The organism is Neobacillus sp. SM06 (assembly GCF_050496765.1).
GTDB lineage: Bacteria > Bacillota > Bacilli > Bacillales > Cytobacillaceae > JAEVLT01.
The window spans coordinates 235,914-255,038 of record NZ_JBNWEO010000017.1; the positions used below are offsets into that span (position 1 = coordinate 235,914).

A 19,125-nucleotide genomic window follows, 5' to 3' on the forward strand; every position below is an offset into this window, starting at 1 on the left:
AATGGAAAAGCAAATTTTAGAATCCTTAATGGAACTACAGAAGGATTTAAAAGATATAAAAACTGACATCCATGAAGTGAAAGAAACGGTAAAAAGAATCGAAGCCCCACATGCAGAAGATGTGGTTGGAATGTTGAAAGTCACTAAGAAGAAAACAGATTTTGAAGTGGCTTATCTTACCAACAGATTAACTGAAATGGACAAACGACTATTTAACCTTGAAAAACGCATTGAAAATTAAAATTTAAAGCACACACAGAATCTGGTGCTTTATTTTTTAAACTATCGGGTATGCTAATTAGCATAATGAGAGCTATTCTCCATTTGTGATTTTCTATGTAATTTTCTCTGCGATTTACTAGGATAATTGGTTAAAAATCATGATATGCTAATAAAAGCTAGGAAACGAAAACAGTTGAGATTTCGTATTATAAAAACTAACGCATCGAGTCAATTGAGGCGCATGAATCATTCATGCGCCTACTCTATTTTACTTAGTCTCTTAAAGATTTCCAAAGTTGTTGCATTGCTTGTCCATATGATTCATTTAGGTTTTAACGAATCTATCAAACTAGTTTTAAAATCAATTGTTTTACCATTAATTTTTTAGACGAAAAATCTTGTTTTTATTTTAAAACTATGTAAATATAGATGTCAAGACAGTTGTTAACCTTGGGGGGTCCTCATCATGGAAATGGATGATGTTCTAATTGTCGGCAGTGGAATTGCGGCATTACAGTTGGCAACTTTCCTTAGCCATGATAAGAATGTGAGAATTCTCACAAAGTCACATTTAAAAAATGCGAACTCTTATTTAGCACAAGGCGGGATTGCTGCTGCTATCGGAATTCACGATGACACGAAAAAGCATTTGGCTGATACTCTTGAGGCAGGCAGGTTTCACAATAATGAGGAAGCTGTACGTGAAATATTGAACGAAGCTCCGGCACTGATTGGCGACCTTTACGAAATCTTTGACAAGGATCAACAGGGGCATTTGCTGCTTGGACTGGAAGGCGCACATAGTGAAAACAGGATTGTTCATAGCGGCGGTGATGCAACGGGGAAAAATGTCATAGATTACTTGATTCGTAAATTGACGAACAATATAAAAGTGGAAGAGAACGTTTTTGCTTACGAACTCATCATCGACAGTAAGCAGAAACGTTGCATTGGTGTAAAAGCTAAAGACCCAGATGGCACGATCCGTTATTTTTACGGGGATTATGTGATTCTGGCCACGGGTGGCTGCGGACAGGTTTACCCCTTTACCTCAAGTGCCCCAACGGTAACAGGAGATGGGATTGCCATGGCCTATTTGGCAGGTGCGGAAATGGCTGATATGGAATTTATCCAATTTCATCCGACGCTTTTATATAAAGATGGGGAAACGAAGGGACTGATATCGGAAGCTGTCAGGGGCGAGGGGGCAATCTTGGTAACGGAAGATGAAACCCCGATTATGGAAGGCATCCACCCATTAAAAGATCTCGCTCCGCGGCATATTGTTTCTCAGACGATCGTTGACTATATCAAAAACGGGCATGAAGTATTCCTGGATATTCGAAGCATAAAAAACTTTAAAAAGCGGTTCCCTTCCATTACAGCTATTTGTGAAAAAAATGGAGTCCATTTATCAGATGGAAAAATTCCGGTAGTTCCCGGCAGCCATTTTTTAATGGGCGGCATCAAAACGGATTTAATTGGCCGGACGTCAATAAATGGATTATTTGCGATTGGAGAGGCATCATGCACGGGTCTTCATGGCGCTAACCGCCTGGCAAGCAATTCGTTATTGGAAGGACTTTATCAGGGGAAAAAGCTCTCACAATGGATTCATTCAAATTCAAACAAAGATCCAATTTCGGTTTTGCCTAAAGCGTATTCTTTCATTCCAGAAAAAAAAGTGCTGCTTCCGGATGTCCAAACTTTAAAGGATATGATGATGAAAAGAGTCGGCATTGTCCGGTCTAAAGAACTTTTGGAAGAACAAAAAAATTGGCTGGAGCAGTTCCATTTACATGATGTAACGGAGCTTGATTCTTATTCCATTCAAGAGATTACCGCTATTTTTATGTATGTCACTGCTTCCTTGATTACAGAAGCAGCGATCAGCCGGACGGAAAGCCGCGGCGGCCATTTTAGAAGGGATTGCCCGTTCGAAGATGATCAAAATTGGAAAAAGAAAGTAATTATTCAGAAGTGCAAAGGGGAAGTGGCAATCAAACATGAATACATTAAAACTGCGCTCGTTAATTGAGCAATTTTTTATCGAAGACATTGGGGAACAAGATCTCACCACCGATTTGATTTTTTCAGACAATACAAAAGGGGAAATCGTCTTTTTAGCCAAGGAAACAGGAATTTTTTGCGGAGAGGAAGTGATTAAAACAGGATTTCATCTATTAAATCCGCAAATTGACATCCAATTGTTTGTGAAAGATGGCGATCCCATTGAAGCAGGGCGGCGGTTGGCGGTAGTCTCAGGTGAAATTTCCGCTCTGTTAAAAGGGGAAAGAGTGGTTTTGAATCTTATTCAGCGCATGAGCGGTATTTCCACTTTAACACGACAGGCAGTAGAGACACTGGATAGCTCTTACACCAAGATTTGCGATACGAGGAAAACAACACCTGGACTAAGAATGCTTGAAAAATATGCTGTCCGTTGCGGCGGCGGCTATAATCACCGTTATGGCCTTTATGACGGGGTGATGATTAAAGACAATCATATCTCTTTTGCAGGCTCGATCAAACAGGCAGTGAGTCTCGTACGTGAGAGACTGGGACATATGGTCAAAATCGAAGTAGAAACAGAGACGAAAGAACAAGTCATCGAAGCCGTCGAAGCAGGAGTAGATGTGATTATGTTTGACAACCGCACTCCTGATGAAATCAAGGAATTTATCAAACTGATCCCTGCCCATATGATGACGGAAGCGTCAGGCGGGATCAATCTAAGTAATTTGAAAAGCTATCGCGATTGCGGTGTTCATACTATTTCTCTTGGATTACTGACCCATTCATACAAAGCGCTTGACATCAGTGTCAACGTTGCAGTTGGTGAATGAGCGGTTCATACGGTTCCTGAAAAATTGATTGATTCATAGAAAAGAACAGAAAGGAAAGTTAACATGACAGCTACCGAAATGAAGAGCCGCTTGATTGAAGAAATTCAAGAGTGGAAGAAAAAGCGCAATGCCATCCTTCTTGCCCACAATTATCAAATTCCGGAAATTCAGGATATTGCAGACGTGTTGGGTGACTCTCTAATGCTTGCGCGTGCTGCGGTAAATACCACTGCTGAAGTCATCGTATTTTGTGGGGTTCACTTTATGGCAGAAACGGCGGCCATCTTAAATCCGGGGAAAACGGTGCTGCTTCCAGATCTTGAAGCGGGATGCTCTTTGGCTGATTCGATCACGGCAGACCAGCTTCGTAAGTGGAAAGCTGAGCACCCTGGAGCCGTTGTCGTCGCTTATGTCAATACAACGGCTGAAGTGAAGGCATTAAGCGATTATTGCTGCACTTCTTCTAACGCTGTGGCCATCGTTCGCTCGATTCCTGAGAATCAAGAAATCCTGTTCTTGCCGGATCTGTTTCTGGGTTCATTTGTGAAGCGGGAAACAGGCCGTGAAAACATGCACATTTGGATGGGCGAATGTCACGTTCACGCAGGAATTCAGCCGGATCAGGTAGAAGGCGTGCTGACAGAGCATCCGGAAGCCGAACTGCTTGTCCACCCGGAATGCGGCTGCTCAACTTCAAGTATGTATTTAATGTCTGAAGGCATGTTACCAAAAGAAAAAACCCATATTCTATCAACAGGCAATATGCTAAAACACTCTCGAATTTCACAGGCGGATGAATTTATTGTCGCAACGGAAGTAGGGATTATCCATCAGATGCAAAAACAAAACCCTGAAAAACGATTCATCGCTGCCAATGCACAAGCCGTTTGTCCTTTTATGAAAATGATTACGCTTGAAAAAGTATTGGTTGCTTTGAAAGAAAACAGTCATGTGATCACGGTGCCTGAAGATACAGCCAAGCAGGCAAAGCTTGCTATTGAGAGAATGATCTCCATTGGTTAAGTCTTTGATATAATTGATATAGAAAAAAGCCGAATGTCCAAAGAGAAGTTCGGTTTTTTTTTTCTAAATGAAAACATTGGTTCTTGTCCGTGAACTGAAAGCAGCGGCAAAAGAGACCGGCATGGAGATCTGAGAGACGTGGGAAAAACCAATGCTAGCCAAAAGGAGATGCAATGAATGAAAACCGAGAAACAAAAAATGCTGAATGGCGAGCTTTATAATGCAGCTGATCCTGAATTGCGGAGGGAAAGAAAAAACGCTAGGAGGTTAACAAGAGTATTTAATACGTCGCTTGAAACAGATACAAATCAAAGAACGCAATTGTTAAAAGAACTGCTTGGTTCCACTGGAGAAAATTTATATATTGAGCCGACATTTCGTTGTGACTACGGCTATAACATTCACGTCGGTCAAAATTTCTATGCTAATTTTGATTGCGTTTTTTTGGATGTTTGTGAGATTCGGATTGGTGATAACTGCATGATTGCACCAGGAGTTCATATTTATACTGCGACACACCCACTAAATTCAATACAAAGAATTTCTGGCGCAGAATACGGAAAACCTGTGACGATCGGGGATAATGTCTGGATTGGTGGGCGAGCTGTTATAAATCCAGGGGTTACGATCGGAAATAATGTTGTCATTGCTTCAGGTGCGGTCGTAACGAAAGATGTGCCGGATAATGTGGTCGTAGGCGGAAATCCTGCAAGAATAATTAAACAAATCGAAGAATAGAAAATGCAGGGAAGGAATTAAATTTCCTTCCCGTTCAAATGAAGAAAATGGTGAATTTTAGACTTTTGAACGTCTTCCATCTCCCCTGAAAATAATCAACAATTTCAATTATTTTTCTAGTAAAGAACGATATCCATCTTGTATGAAAAAGTTGAAGTGAAAACAGCAAAATATCCTTCGATAAATAAGCCTCTGAATGAAGCGGATCGTTTGCTCCCACTTGATACAATGAAATACCACGCAGGGAGCGTTAGTGACAAGGGGGCACAGCCGTGCAGTCCCCTGGAAAATGAGTGCCTGGAGAATAAAACAGAAACGATTACATGCTGCACGAACTTTCCATTAAAGGGACTTGAAATCAATTTGATCTTGTTTTAATATATAAGCAAATAGTTATGTACCAATTAAGAGATTCGCGAATGCCGATTGGTCAATAAGAACGGTTCATAAAGCCGGTCCGGTAGTGAAAAAGCGAGTATGAATGGTTATCGAAATATACTGAGTCTCTATTTTTGACTATTAACGCTTTTGAAAGAGGTCGATGCCATGTTGACATCAATAGTGGAATTAGAACGTGCTGCCAATGTGTTAAAGTTATTAGGTGATAAAACGCGCTTAACCATTGTAGCGATTTTAAAGCAACGTGAATGCTGTGTCTGTGAATTTCAAGAGGTTTTTGAAATGAGTCAACCATCCATTAGCCAGCATCTTCGTAAGTTAAAAGATGCCGGGATGGTGAAGGAAGAGCGAAGAGGGCAATGGATTTACTATTCTTTAAATCAAAAGAGTGAACTATATGAACTTGTAGATACTATTTTAGAGCATGTACCCGATCAGACCGAGAAAATCAAAATGATTGAAAAAAGTAATCCTACGCTTCGATGCGGTTGTTAACTTAAAAAAACAGTGAAATTTAAAACATAGTAGAAGGGTGGACAACATGATGGAAAACAAAAAGAAACTTTACTTCTTATGCACGGGGAATTCTTGCAGAAGCCAAATGGCAGAAGGATGGGCAAAAAAATATTTAGGTGATGAGTGGGAGATTCAAAGTGCGGGCATTGAAGCGCATGGCTTAAATCCAAATGCTGTAAAAGCCATGAAAGAGGCTGGAATCGACATTTCCTCCCATACTTCGGATATCATTGATCCTAATTATTTAAACAATGCCGATTTGGTTGTCACACTATGCGGTGATGCAGCAGATAAGTGTCCAGTAACCCCACCGAAAGTAAAACGGGAGCACTGGGGATTTGATGATCCTGCGAAAGCTCAAGGAACAGAGGAAGAAAAGTGGGCAGTCTTTCAACGTGTCCGTGATGAAATCGGAGACCGGATTCAGCGCTTTGCCGAAACAGGTCAGTAAACAAGGAAAGTTTGGGGCTCGTGAAAATCAATCTTCTCTCAAATAAGGGGCACCATACTTTTTCATTTATTAACAAGAACAGCTAGCGGTAAAATGCGTATAGTTTAATCGATCGGGAGCCGTACATGGGTACAGCTCTCATTTTTTTATTTAATCAAACGTTTGATTAAATGATGGTTAGAACAGATAAACCAACGATTGAAGCATGTTTTTTCTGATTTTTAACATTGTCAACAAGCAATGTGACAAAATGCAATTTTATAAGAATTGAAACAGTTGTGAAAACGCTTTACTATCAAAGTGTAGGAACAATCAAACGAGGGGGAAATCCAATGAACGAAATAAATAAACAAAGTTCAGATATCAAAGTCAAAATACAGAGATTTGGCAGTTATTTAAGCGGTATGGTTATGCCGAATATCGGTGCATTTATTGCATGGGGGATTATCACCGCTCTATTTATTCCAACAGGGTGGTTCCCAAATGAAAGCCTTGCCAAATTGGTGGGACCAATGATTACTTACCTGCTGCCATTATTAATTGGTTTTACTGGCGGCAGAATGGTTCACGATATCCGTGGAGGTGTAGTTGGGGCAGTCGCAACAATGGGGGTTATCGTTGGAACGGATATCCCGATGTTCTTAGGGGCAATGATTATGGGACCGCTTGGCGGTTATGTGATTAAGAAGTTTGACCAAGCCATTCACGGAAAAGTAAAATCCGGTTTTGAAATGCTCGTTAATAACTTCTCTGCTGGTATTTTAGGTGGTCTCTTAACGTTGTTGGCATTTAAAGGTATAGGTCCAGTTGTTGAAGTGTTAAGTAAGGGTTTAGCATCAGGTGTACAATTTATTGTAAACAATAACATGCTGCCTTTGGCAAACATCTTTATTGAACCAGCAAAGGTTCTCTTCCTAAATAATGCTATTAACCATGGCGTGTTAACTCCACTAGGTGTTGAACAGGCTTCAAAAGTCGGTAAATCCATTCTTTTCATGCTTGAAGCAAACCCTGGCCCTGGGTTAGGAATCTTGCTTGCTTATTGGTTATTTGGTAAAGGAACAGCAAAACAAACAGCTCCAGGAGCAGCAATCATTCATTTCTTTGGTGGTATTCATGAAATCTATTTTCCTTATATATTGATGAAACCGATCTTAATTCTTGCTACGATGGCCGGTGGGGTAAGCGGTGTATTCACATTTACCATTTTCAAGGCTGGTCTCGTTGCAGCTCCATCACCTGGAAGTATTTTCGCATTCCTTGCTATGACGCCAAAAGGCGGGTATGTAGCTACACTTTCAGGGGTCGTTGTGGGGGCAGCCGTTTCATTCGCAGTGGCCTCATTACTGTTGAAAACAAGCAAATCCAAGGAGGAAGACTTATCGTCTGCTGCTGCAAAAATGGAAGAAATGAAAGGAAAGAAAAGCAGTGTTTCTTCAATCTTAACAGCAGAATCCGAACCAAAAACAATTGAAGTTGAAAACGTAAACAAAATCGTATTTGCTTGTGATGCGGGAATGTGTTCAAGCGCTATGGGTGCCTCTATTCTAAGAAATAAGGTAAAAAAGGCTGGTCTGGATACGACTGTCATTAACACAGCGATTAATAATTTACCGGATGATGCAGATGTAGTAGTCACCCATAAAGATTTAACAGACCGTGCAAAAGCAAAACTGCCAAACGCTATTCACATCTCGGTTGAAAACTTCTTAAATAGCCCAAAATATGATGAATTAGTGAATCGTTTAAAGGAAAAATAAAAATGCAAAAGAAAAAGTCCAGATTGCTGGACTTTTTCTTTTTAAATATTGTCAACAAGTCAAGTGACTATTTTAGTTTTGATTCTTGTTGTTTCAGGCATGAAATCGTTTTATCATTTTATTGTAGGATAGAAAAATTAAATTTTGTCAACAACTTGTGATTGGAGGACGAGGATCAGAAAACGTCAGACGGAGTGAAAACAATGTATATTTCCGCAAGAGAAAGACAGATTCTTGAAATCTTATTAAACGAAAAAGATGAATTAACGGTAAAAGAACTGGCAGACAAAATAGGTGTGAGTGGTCGAACAATCCATCGCGATTTAAAAAATATTGAGGATATAGTAGAGGAATATAAGCTTTCATTACAAAAAAAATCTGGAGTAGGCGTCCAAATTACAGGAGATAAAAAGAATATCCAAGAGTTGGAGTTATTCCTATTTAATCTTTATCATACAGAATATACCCCTGATGAGCGGCAAATGGTTATTTTGTGTGAATTATTGGAGTCGAGTGAGCCTGTAAAGTTGCTTGGACTAGCCAATGATTTGAATGTGACCATTGCAACTGTAAGCAATGATTTGACAAAATTAGAAGAATACATTCGGAAATTTGGGTTATCACTGATACGTAAAAGGGGTTATGGCGTAGAAATTAGCGGGACAGAAGATGCAAAAAGGCGTGCAATTCGGAGTGTCATTTCCGAATATGTGGATGAGTCGGAAATTCTAAACCTTGCCAGAGAAAGTATCCAAAAACGATCCACTCATCAAATCCATTCTATCTCCGAAAAACTTTTAGGTTTAGTAGAAAAGAAAAAACTGTTCATGATCGAGAAAGTCATTGAATCGATTAGTGGAGACTTGCCTTATACGTTGGCAGATAGCGCCTATATTGGTTTGGTTGTCCATCTGGCATTGGCCGTTGAGAGAATCCAAAAAGGTGAAGGGATTAAAATCGACCATGCTTACCTCGAAAATCAGCAATCGACAAAAGAGTTTAAATTTGCAAAGAAAATTGTTGACAAATTAGAGCAAGTTTTTCAAATCGAAATTCCTATGGCGGAAGTGGGATATATAACGATGCATTTAAAAGGGGCAAAACTTCGCCATGATCATGAATATCTTTCCGAAGCTTCAAGCCTTCAGGTAGCCATTAAAACGAGGAATCTTATAAAGTATGTTGGGAATTACTTAAACATTGATTTATCAGCAAATCGTTCGTTATTTGAAGGGTTAGTCATGCATTTAAAGCCGGCTCTCTATCGGTTAAAGCAAAATATGGGCATTAGTAACCCGTTGTTATCTAAAGTCAAAAAGGATTATGGAGACTTATTTTCGATTGTAAAAGAAGCTGTTGAACAGGTGTTTCATGAATTGACTGTCCCCGACGAAGAAATTGGCTATCTTGTGATGCATTTCGGCGCCGCGGTGCTTGGCTATAAAGAAATGAGTGATTTAAAAACACTTGTCATTTGTTCGAGTGGCATTGGCACCTCAAAGATGCTTGCGACAAGATTGCAGAAAGAATTTCCTGAACTGAAGGATATTCAAAATGTATCGGTAATGGAATTTAAAAAAATGAATGCGCTTGATTATCAATTAATCATCTCAACCATTCCTATTCCCTATTTCCATTCGGAATATATTTTAACGAGTCCCTTTCTAAACCAGGAGGAAATTGAAAAAATTCGTTCTTTTATTAATGAAAAAAAGAAAATGAATGGACTTAGAAATAGTGGTGAAAGTGAAAAGCCTCCTAGGGAAAAACAGTCCTCCAAACTGATAGAGGAAATGGTTGCCATCCGTGATTATGCAGAGACAATTCAAACCATTCTTCAAGGATTTGCTGTAAAAACCATTGTAGGGCATGAAGCTGTTGAACAAATTTTAAAGCGAGCTTGCCAAGAATTATCTCAACAACAAATAATTGCAGATGTTGATGAGGTCGTCAAGGCGCTAGTAGAAAGGGAGAGTCTTGGAGGGCTTGGAATTCCTGAGACTTCAATGGGTCTCTTTCATACCCGGGTTGAATATGTACTAAAACCTTCCTTTACGATTTATGTACTGGAACACCCTGTTTGTGTAAATGGTATGGATCAATCCCAAATTGAAATGAAGCATTTGTTGTTACTGCTGTCTCCAGTAAAAGCAGCAGAAAGAACCTTGGAAGTGCTAAGTTTTATCAGTTCAATATTAATTGAAAGTAAAGAAAGTTTAGCTGTTTTTCAATCAGATGAACAAGACAAAGTGGCTTCATGTAACTGCTATACTAAAGTAGACAGTTTCCGCTAGATAAAAATGGACACTTTTTAACCTAGGGGCTTAGGGGATTTGGCATTGAAAAGGGTGCCGCCCCGGGGAGGGGCGGCACCCTTTTCAATGCTCGCGCTCACCTTCCCCATACTATTAAATGTTTTCCCATAAACCTGTATAATATGATAGGTTATTAGACTATCAATTCAGGTGGAGGGAAGTTGAAAGGTGGAAAAGTGGAAAGTGTATATGGAAATTTATCAATTAAAGCAGCAAGGATTTAGGGTGAGAAGAATTGCTAGAAAATTAGGGATCTCTAGGACTACCGTGTATAAATACCTTGAGAAATCACCAGAGGAAATGAGTGCATGGATGGCATCTACAAAAACGAGGTATAAAAAATTGGATCCTTATGAAATGCTCATTCACACATGGTTAAGCGAGCACCCTGATCTCTCTTCTTCCCAAATCCATGATTGGTTACGAGAAGAGAATCCGACATTACAAATTGGCGAGAGTACAGTGCGTGGCTACGTTAAAGGATTACGTGAGAAATACAATATTCCTAAAGTCGAAGAAAAGCGGGTCTATGAAGCCATTCCAGATCCACCAATGGGAAGACAGGCGCAGGTCGACTTTGGCCAAACCGTACAAAAAACACCGGAAGGAAAGGAGATTAAGTTATATTTCATTAGCTTTGTGTTGTCACATTCTCGTTTTAAGTACGTCGAATGGCTGGACAGGCCATTCACAACGAAAGATGTTATTCGAACGCATGAGAGCGCCTTTCAGTTTTATGGAGGCATTCCACATGAACTTGTTTATGATCAGGATTCTCTCATGGTAGTCAGTGAGAATTCAGGTGATTTAATACTTACGGGAGAATTTCAAGCTTACCGTGAAGAAAGAAAATTAGTCCTCCACGTCTGTCGGAAAGCGGACCCTGAAAGTAAAGGTCGGATTGAGAATGTAGTTGGATTTATAAAGAAAAACTTCGCTAAAAATCGGGTATTCGGTGGGATCGATCAGTGGAATGAACAGTGTATCGCCTGGCTAGAAAGGACGGGGAATGGTAAAGTTCACAATACAACCAAAAAAAGACCAGTCGAAGTGTTTGCCATAGAAAAACAACACTTACGACTAGTCACTAAAGAAATTGTACTTTCAAACGTTGATTCAAGTATAACAAGAACCGTTCGTAAGGACAACACCATTCTCTACTTGTCAAATCGCTACTCTGTTCCTCTCGGAACCTATAAGAAAGATAAAGATGTTTATATAGAAGTGACGGATGAGAGCCATCTCCTTGTTCGAGAGGAAAAGGAAGGGTCTGTGATTGCGGATCATATTATTTGTCAAGAAAAGGGCAGATTGATCCAAGACCGCCAACATAAACGAGACCGAACCAAAGGTATTCCTGCTTACATCGCGAGTGTTTCTAAGCAATTTGAAGAAGTTGAGCTCGCACATGAATTTCTAACTGAAGTCCATAGTAGATATCCGCGATATATTCGGGATCAGCTTCAGCTTATATCAAAAGCGATTAAAACGGCTCCAGAGTTTGCATGCGAGGCTTTAAAGGAGTGTATGGATAGAGGCTTGTATAGTGCGACTGAATTTAGTGATATTATCCTATATGTTAAACGACAGCGCCAAGAGGACAGTGCACAAGCCGAGCCAGAAAAAGCCCCGATAAAGCCTTTGGAAGCAGCTGATAAATCCGTCCTATTAACGAAACCAAAGATTCGAGATATGAATGACTATTTTGCGATTTTACAAGGAGGTATACCCAATTGAGCTTGTCTCTAGAACAACTGCAACAACGTTTATGTTCATTAAGGTGGTCGGAAAGCGCCACCTATCTTCCTACGCTAATTTCCCAAGCCGAATCGGAGGATTGGACATACAGGATGTTTGTCGAGCACCTGACGGCTTATGAGCAAAAGCGTCGTGATGAGAAGCAAATTGAAAAGCGATTAAAGTGGGCAGGGTTTCCTTTTTATAAAACAATTGATGCATTTAACGTCAATGAGCAACAATCCCTAAGCATGAAGCAAATTAATCAATTACAGGAATTCACTTGGATTGATCAACTGTACAACCTTATACTTCTAGGGCCGACAGGGGTGGGAAAAACCCTCCTCTCGACGGCACTAGGAATAGAGGCTATTCATCAAGGATATAAAGTATCCTTTATCTCAATGGGGGAATTAATACACACATTGAAAACGGAGGAATTTACAAGAAAGTCACAGACAAGGATGAAACGAATTAGAGACTCCCATTTGGTCATTATTGATGACTTGATGTACATGGCGATGGACACTCGGGAAGCTAATCTGTTATTTCATTTGATTAATGACTTGTACGATCGAGCCTCCGTCATTATAACATCAAACAAAAGCCCTCAGGAATGGGGCGAATTATTAGGGGATCCTGGCATTACTACAGCTATTTTAGATAGACTCATCCATCGAGCAGAAGTGATCCATTTTAAAGAAGAAGAAAGTTATCGTATGAAACATCGTTCTTCAATTTTTGGGCGAAAAAGTGTCCAAAATTAATTAGCAAAAAGTGTTCATTTTCACTTGACGGTTACACTTCATTTCTAACAGCAAGGCTGGATCAATTTTTTAATGAAAAAGTACAAAATGTAAGGAGTGTATAAAGATGTCTCAACCGATTTTAAAAAGAGAAAACATTCGCTTAAATATGGTGTTCAATACAAAGGAAGAAGCAATTAGACAGACGGGGAGCATACTTGTAGAACAAGGATATGTTAATTCGGCGTATATTGAAAAAATGATGGAGAGGGAACAGCTGACCTCTACGTATATGGGAAATTATATCGCGATTCCGCATGGAACAGACGATTCCAAGGACTTCGTAAAGGAATCAGGGATCTCAGTTATACAAGTACCAAATGGGGTAGATTTTGGCGATGGCAATACGGTTAAAATTCTAATCGGAATTGCCGGAAAAAACAATGAGCATCTCGATATTTTATCCAACATTGCCATCGTATGTTCGGAAGAAGAAAATGTGGAAAAATTAATTCGAGCAACAACTCCCGAAGAAATGATTGCGCTATTTGAAGGAGTGAACTAATATGTTAGCTGTCCATTTTGGAGCGGGTAATATTGGCCGCGGCTTCATCGGCAATTTATTGTATCACTCAGGGTACGAAACGTGTTTTATTGATGTTAATAGTGAAATTGTGGATCTGTTGAATGAAAGAAAAGAATATCGTGTTGTCCTGGCTGATCCTACTCAACAGGAAATTGTGATTAAGAATGTTAGAGCGATTAACAGTAAGACCAATCCAGAACAAGTTATCGAAGCCATTGCAAAAGCCGATCTATTAACGACAGCAATCGGCCCGACGATTCTTCCACTTGTTTCAGGTTTAATTGCCGCGGGTTTACGTAGAAGAATTGAAACATCGGAAAAACCGCTTACTATTATTGCTTGTGAGAATATGATTGGCGGAACGAGCTTATTAAAAGAAAAAGTATATGATAAGCTAAATGAGGAAGAAAAAGCTCTCTTTGATCAACGTTTTGGCTTTCCGGATGCTGCTGTTGATCGAATCGTTCCGAATCAGGCAAACGAAGATAAATTAATGGTTAAAGTAGAGCCATTCTATGAATGGGTTGTCGAAGAAACAAAGCTAACCGGTGAAAAACCGGATATTAAGGGAATTACATTTGTGCCAGAACTGGTTCCGTATATTGAAAGAAAACTATTTACTGTTAATACAGGGCATGCCCTGGCAGCCTATTTCGGCTATTACTACGATATTGAAACGATTAACCAAGCAATGGATCAAAGTGAAATTAGAGAATTGGTGGAAGGCGCGCTTACAGAGAGCGGCGAATTTTTAGTTAAAAAGTATGGTTTCGACCAAGAGACACACACAAACTATATTAAAAAAATTATCAAGCGTTTCTCCAATCCATATATTTCAGATGAAGTAACAAGGGTAGGGCGTTCCCCGATTCGTAAGTTGGGGCCAAATGATCGGCTTGTCAGCCCCGCCCGTCAATACAGTGATCTTATAGGAAAAGAACCAGTTCACCTCGAAAAGGGAATTGCCGCTGCACTTCTTTATGATTTTACAGGGGATGAAGAAGCAGTCCAAATTCAGAAAACGATTCACGAACAAGGAATCGAAGCTGCGGTTCAGGAGTACACAAAGATCGATCCAACAATGCCGTTATTTAAAGGGATTCTTGAGCAATATCATCAATTGAAGAAGTAAAGTTTCGTTAAAAAGGGTACCCGAAAAGTTTTTTTAGGGGTACCCTTTTTGTTAAAAAACAGGTTGAAATGAAAGAAAGTCAAATCCAAGTGGTAAATAAACGGCTTTTTGATGTAGAGACAAAAACGGAGCATTTTCAACACGAACCTGTCAGTTATCTTTTGATCGGTTTTTATCTTGTACCAAATGGGTTTTGGAAAATATGTGAAAATCGATAGTATATGTAACGTTAAAACCCGCTTGACTTTTTAAAAATCAAAACCTATAATACGGAATGAATATTCATTCCGATGATAATCGAGGTGGTAACATGTCCAATACGAAACAAGAGGAGATTTTTGAAGCGGCCATGCAATTGTTTGCTGAACGCGGCTATGATGGAACAACGGTGCCGATGATTGCTGAAAAGGCAAAAGTCGGGGCTGGGACGATCTACCGATATTTTGAGAATAAAGAATTCCTTGTGAATTCTTTATTTATAAAATGTGTCCTGCAATTTTCTGAAGCATTGAAAACGAATTTTCCTTTCGATTCAACCATTCGGGAACAATTTACACATATTTTTTACCAACTGTTTGAATTTGCCAAGTATAATGGGAATGCTCTTCTTTTTATCAATTCCCACAATGATGGTTATTATCTGGACGAGAAGAGCAAAGACACGTTTAATGCCTTTCTCGACTTTATTATTGGCACGATCGAGAATGGGAAAAAACAGGGGATTATTCGGCCATTGCCATCAGCTGCATTGATTGCGATTGTATACGGATCGTTCGTGATGCTTTTTAAGATGATCCAATCAGGGGAACTTGAAGAAACGCCAGAATTGTTAAAAGAACTTGAAGAAAGTTCCTGGAATGCTATTCGAGTCATTTGATTCAATAGCATGTACGAGTGGGAATGAATATTCATTCCCTAATGAAAATTAAACAGAATGAATTTTCATTCCGATTATTTGATAGAGAAAAAGGTGATTCAAATGCATAAGTTGAAAAATTGGAGAAGTCTCTCCTTTATTTTTTGGATAATCATAACGTTTGTCACGGTAATAACAATGCCAAATTTAGATCAGCTTGTGAAAGAAAAAGGGCAAATTACCATTCCCAAAACAGAACAAAGTGCTGTTGCGAACGACATGCTCAAACAAATGGATCAAAAAGGTGAAGAAACGTATGGAATCATCGCTGTTTTTAACAGCGGCAGCAAAAAGGCTTTGAGCAGCGAACAAAAAGATCAGATTAGCACTGTGATAAATGAATTAAAAGCCAAGCAAAAACAGCTAGGGATTAGCGCAATAACTTCCCATTTAGACAGCAAAGAATTGGAAAAACAGTTGGTTTCAAAAGACAATACGACAATTTTGACGCAACTCTCTATTGATAAAAAGCAAGGTACGATTACAAACGTTTCTAAAAAAATAAATCAGGTCATTCAAACGAAAGATGTTCAAACGTATTTAACAGGGAGTGAACTGATCAATAATGATTTTGTAAAATCCACCCAAGAAGGAGTCAAAAAGACAGAAGTCATCGCGATTGTCTTCATTCTTGCTGTGCTCATTATTGTCTTTCGTTCACCAATTGTTCCCATCATATCACTGCTTACGGTTGGAGTTTCTTATTTGGTATCAATGGGAGCGATCGCGCAACTTGTAGATAAAGTCAATTTCCCTTTTTCCAACTTCACTCAAGTATTTGTGGTGGTGGTATTATTTGGCATTGGAACAGACTACAATATCTTGCTCTATACACGGTTTAAAGAAGAATTGAGCAAACAGGAAAGTGCGCTCATGGCTGCAAGAGTGACGATTCAGTCAGCAGGAAAAACTGTATTATACAGCGGATTGGCGGTGCTGCTTGGTTTTACTTCGCTCATTTTAGCGAATTTTAAATTGTATCAGGCAACTTCAGCAGTGGCCATCGGCGTTGCAGTTCTGCTGCTTGTGCTGGTTACATTAAACCCATTCTTCATGGCTTTGCTGGGAAAAGGGATGTTCTACCCGGTTAAAAAGTTTAACGGACATGGAGATAATCGGTTATGGGGCTTTCTTGCGAAAAACTCTGTCGCCCGGCCATTGATCGCTATCCTACTTGTATTGGCATTATCCATTCCTTTTATCTTGAACTATTCAAACGCACTGAATTTTAATAGTTTATGGGAAGTGAGTAATAAGTACGAATCGAAACAAGGGATTAACTTGATAGATGCTCATTTCCCACCAGGGTTTTCTTCACCGGCCACAGTGGTTATTCAATCAAACAAAAAGCTTGACCAAGCAAGTTCATTACAAACATTGGATGATCTAGCAAGTAAAATTTCAAATGTGAAAGGTGTAGCGGAAGTATATTCTCCTACTCGCCCGACTGGGAACAAACTGAAAGAATTGTATATCAACAAACAGGCAAACGAGCTCAATACGGGGTTGGGCGATGCCAATAACGGAATTGGGAAAATTAATCAAGGATTATCTTCAGCATCGGGGCAAATCGGAAGCAGCGATACAAGCGGCCTTGCCAATGTGCAAAAATTGATTGATGGAACAACTCAAGCGGAAAATGGGGTTGCTGCATTAGGAGATGCCATGAATCAAGTGACCGCTGGAATCAATAGCGGTGCAACGGGAGCACAACAAATCGAGGACGGGTTAGCTTCGGTAAGTAAGAATATCATTACACTGTCAAGTGCAACAGCCCAACTCTATACCGGCTACAGCCAATTAGAAAGTGGGTTAAGTTCCTATGATCACTATTTTGCAAGCATTTCGCAAGCAATTGATGGTGCGAGGGCAGGGTATCAGCAGATCGAAACATTAATGACGAATTTGATTAAAACAAAACCCGAATTAGCGAACGATCCAAATGTTCAACAAACCATAGGCATTGCAAAAGCCGCTCAAGGACAACTAACGAACCTTTCCAGTCAGTTGGAGCAATTAAGAGTTCAACACCAAGCTGCGATGGTTTCATTTAAAAAAGCAAATGATTCGTTAGCGAAGGTCAATGCTGGTTTGGGACAAATGAAGGGCGGCGTTGCACTGTTACAAAAAGGAACAAATGACTTGAAAACCGGACTAATCCAAGGGGCTGCCGGTTCTGGTCAAATTGCCAGCAAATCTGCCGAACTGAAAACAGGCTTAACGCAGATTACGAATGGTCAAGTGCAGCTATTAACCGGGCTCAAAGATTTGCAGCAAAAAATGGGTCAGTTACAATCAGGACTGTCGGAAAGTACAAAGGGACTTGACCAAGTTGGCAATGGTCTGAAAGATGCGCAAAAGTATTTACGTAATCTAAGTGAATCAAAAAGTTCGGAAACCTTCTATATTCCAAAAGAGGTTCTTGCAAGCAAGGATTTCCAGAAAGCCTTGGATACGTATATGTCAACTGATAGAAAAATCGCCAAAATGACGATTATTTTAGATGTAAATCCATATTCGAAAAAAGCAATGCCGATCATACGAAGTATCAATAAACAAGTAGATGCAGCACTGAACGGAACCGATTTACAAGACGCAAAAGTGGCGATCGGTGGAACAACAGCCGTTAATGCCGACCTAAAAGATGTCTCCCAAAAGGACTTTTTACGTACTGCAACGATTATGTTAATCGGTATTGCACTTGTTCTGATCCTCATCACTCGTTCTGTTTCCAGATCGATCTTTATTGTGGGTTCATTGGTGTTGGTATACTTTACATCCCTTGGCATCAGCGAACTGATGAGTGCAAATATTTTACATGTCAATTTGTTAGGCTGGAATGTTCCCTTCTTTAGTTTTATTATGATTGTTGCTTTGGGAGTGGATTACAGTATCTTCCTAATGATGCGGTACAATGAGCTGGAAGGAGATACGGCAACTAGAATTGCGGATGCATCCCGTCATATCGGCGGAGTCGTACTATCTGCTGCGCTCATCTTGGGAGGTACATTTGCCGCGTTAATTCCGTCCGGTGTACTAACATTAATCCAAGTCGCATCCGTTGTGATGATCGGACTTCTGTTGCTTAGTTTGCTAGCAATGCCAATTCTTTTACCTGCTTTAATCGGATTCACGGAGAAACTTAAACGGTTTACAATAAAATAAAAAGACAAAAAGGCATCGGTTTAATCGATGCCTTTTTGCCTTTTTCTAGGCTAATCAGAATGTATATCCATAAATTCTGAACGCACATCGGGCAGGATAAGGAGTTCTTTGGCAGCTTATTCATCGCACGAAGGAAAAGCGACAACTTTTTCGAGGATGCCTTAGTCAGGAGCAAGGCTCAGGACATGCCGTTTTGGTTCCCAAATGCCCGCTTCTCTTAGTTTACAGGGTAACCCGGTCATTACTAGCTTTCTTAATGCCCGCTTCTCCTAGTTTTCAGGGGAAACCGGTCATTACTAGCTGGCCTAATGCCCGCTTCTCTTATTTTTCAGGTCAACCCGGGCATTACTAGCTTCCCAAATGCCCGATCCTCCTAATTTTTAGGTTAACCCGGTCATTACTAGCTTTCTTAATGCCCGCTTCTCCTAGTTTTCAGGGGAAACCGGTCATTACTGGCTTACCGCACCCCGTGGAAAGTGAGTGACTGGAGCGGAAATCAACAGATACCGTTTATCCGCCAAACTAAAAAGGATCGGGCGTTTTTTAAAAAAGTACCAGAATTTATATGTTGAC

14 protein-coding genes and 1 pseudogene are annotated in these 19,125 nt (G+C 39.9%); all 15 read left to right on the forward strand.

Features of this window, described 5'->3' with window-relative positions; translation table 11 throughout:
- Position 1 precedes the first annotated feature (1 nt).
- The 15 genes and pseudogenes from ACQYAD_RS14565 to ACQYAD_RS14635 all read left to right on the forward strand — a co-directional run bounded on the left by ACQYAD_RS14565 (position 2) and on the right by ACQYAD_RS14635 (position 18,552).
- Positions 2-241 carry a hypothetical protein gene (locus ACQYAD_RS14565; RefSeq protein ID WP_430239255.1) on the forward strand — a complete coding sequence of 80 codons (240 nt, stop codon included), beginning with the start codon at positions 2-4 and terminating at the stop codon, positions 239-241.
- 447 nt (positions 242-688) lie between these two features.
- Positions 689-2,260 (forward strand): L-aspartate oxidase, encoded by a 1,572-nt coding sequence (nadB, locus tag ACQYAD_RS14570; protein WP_430239257.1) that lies wholly within the window; start codon positions 689-691, stop codon positions 2,258-2,260.
- A complete protein-coding gene (nadC, locus tag ACQYAD_RS14575) occupies positions 2,229-3,068 on the forward strand; it encodes a carboxylating nicotinate-nucleotide diphosphorylase (RefSeq protein WP_430239259.1) in 840 nt (279 codons plus the stop codon). The genes nadB and nadC overlap by 32 nt, the downstream gene beginning before the upstream one ends.
- 60 nt (positions 3,069-3,128) lie before the next feature.
- Positions 3,129-4,091, forward strand: a pseudogene (nadA, locus tag ACQYAD_RS14580) (quinolinate synthase NadA); the annotation flags it as partial.
- 177 nt (positions 4,092-4,268) lie between these two features.
- Positions 4,269-4,829 carry a maltose O-acetyltransferase gene (gene maa, locus ACQYAD_RS14585; RefSeq protein WP_430239261.1) on the forward strand — a complete coding sequence of 187 codons (561 nt, stop codon included), beginning with the start codon at positions 4,269-4,271 and terminating at the stop codon, positions 4,827-4,829.
- A 546-nt stretch (positions 4,830-5,375) separates the two neighbouring features.
- Positions 5,376-5,723, forward strand: coding sequence for an ArsR/SmtB family transcription factor (locus ACQYAD_RS14590; protein WP_430239263.1), 348 nt, complete (start codon positions 5,376-5,378; stop codon positions 5,721-5,723).
- A 49-nt stretch (positions 5,724-5,772) separates the two neighbouring features.
- Positions 5,773-6,195, forward strand: a complete 423-nt coding sequence (arsC, locus tag ACQYAD_RS14595; protein WP_430239265.1) for an arsenate reductase (thioredoxin) — start codon at positions 5,773-5,775, stop codon at positions 6,193-6,195.
- 332 nt (positions 6,196-6,527) lie between these two features.
- Entirely contained in the window at positions 6,528-7,955 is a 1,428-nt protein-coding gene (locus ACQYAD_RS14600) for a PTS mannitol transporter subunit IICB (protein WP_430239268.1), read from the forward strand.
- A gap of 203 nt (positions 7,956-8,158) precedes the next feature.
- Positions 8,159-10,249, forward strand: a complete 2,091-nt coding sequence (locus ACQYAD_RS14605) for a BglG family transcription antiterminator (protein ID WP_430239271.1) — start codon at positions 8,159-8,161, stop codon at positions 10,247-10,249.
- 189 nt (positions 10,250-10,438) lie between these two features.
- The gene (gene istA / locus ACQYAD_RS14610; RefSeq protein WP_430236091.1) at positions 10,439-12,007 is read left to right on the forward strand and encodes an IS21 family transposase; all 1,569 of its coding nucleotides are present in this window, start codon (positions 10,439-10,441) and stop codon (positions 12,005-12,007) included.
- Entirely contained in the window at positions 12,004-12,774 is a 771-nt protein-coding gene (gene istB / locus ACQYAD_RS14615; protein WP_430237467.1) for an IS21-like element helper ATPase IstB, read from the forward strand. The genes istA and istB overlap by 4 nt, the downstream gene beginning before the upstream one ends.
- A 106-nt stretch (positions 12,775-12,880) precedes the next feature.
- Positions 12,881-13,318 (forward strand): PTS sugar transporter subunit IIA, encoded by a 438-nt coding sequence (locus tag ACQYAD_RS14620; protein WP_430239273.1) that lies wholly within the window; start codon positions 12,881-12,883, stop codon positions 13,316-13,318.
- Between the two features lies 1 nt (position 13,319).
- Positions 13,320-14,471 (forward strand): mannitol-1-phosphate 5-dehydrogenase, encoded by a 1,152-nt coding sequence (locus tag ACQYAD_RS14625; RefSeq protein ID WP_430239275.1) that lies wholly within the window; start codon positions 13,320-13,322, stop codon positions 14,469-14,471.
- Between the two features lie 310 nt (positions 14,472-14,781).
- Positions 14,782-15,348 (forward strand): TetR/AcrR family transcriptional regulator, encoded by a 567-nt coding sequence (locus tag ACQYAD_RS14630; RefSeq protein WP_430239277.1) that lies wholly within the window; start codon positions 14,782-14,784, stop codon positions 15,346-15,348.
- Positions 15,349-15,450: 102 nt separating this feature from the next.
- A complete protein-coding gene (locus tag ACQYAD_RS14635) occupies positions 15,451-18,552 on the forward strand; it encodes an MMPL family transporter (protein ID WP_430239280.1) in 3,102 nt (1,033 codons plus the stop codon).
- The last annotated feature ends 573 nt before the right edge of the window (positions 18,553-19,125 follow it).

Coding starts and splice junctions, on each gene's coding strand:
- ACQYAD_RS14565 (WP_430239255.1), top strand. CDS start 2: ATGGAAAAGCAAATTTTAGAATCCTTAATGGAACTACAGAAGGATTTA.
- nadB (WP_430239257.1), top strand. CDS start 689: ATGGAAATGGATGATGTTCTAATTGTCGGCAGTGGAATTGCGGCATTA.
- nadC (WP_430239259.1), top strand. CDS start 2,229: ATGAATACATTAAAACTGCGCTCGTTAATTGAGCAATTTTTTATCGAA.
- maa (WP_430239261.1), top strand. CDS start 4,269: ATGAAAACCGAGAAACAAAAAATGCTGAATGGCGAGCTTTATAATGCA.
- ACQYAD_RS14590 (WP_430239263.1), top strand. CDS start 5,376: ATGTTGACATCAATAGTGGAATTAGAACGTGCTGCCAATGTGTTAAAG.
- arsC (WP_430239265.1), top strand. CDS start 5,773: ATGGAAAACAAAAAGAAACTTTACTTCTTATGCACGGGGAATTCTTGC.
- ACQYAD_RS14600 (WP_430239268.1), top strand. CDS start 6,528: ATGAACGAAATAAATAAACAAAGTTCAGATATCAAAGTCAAAATACAG.
- ACQYAD_RS14605 (WP_430239271.1), top strand. CDS start 8,159: ATGTATATTTCCGCAAGAGAAAGACAGATTCTTGAAATCTTATTAAAC.
- ACQYAD_RS14620 (WP_430239273.1), top strand. CDS start 12,881: ATGTCTCAACCGATTTTAAAAAGAGAAAACATTCGCTTAAATATGGTG.
- ACQYAD_RS14625 (WP_430239275.1), top strand. CDS start 13,320: ATGTTAGCTGTCCATTTTGGAGCGGGTAATATTGGCCGCGGCTTCATC.
- ACQYAD_RS14630 (WP_430239277.1), top strand. CDS start 14,782: ATGTCCAATACGAAACAAGAGGAGATTTTTGAAGCGGCCATGCAATTG.
- ACQYAD_RS14635 (WP_430239280.1), top strand. CDS start 15,451: ATGCATAAGTTGAAAAATTGGAGAAGTCTCTCCTTTATTTTTTGGATA.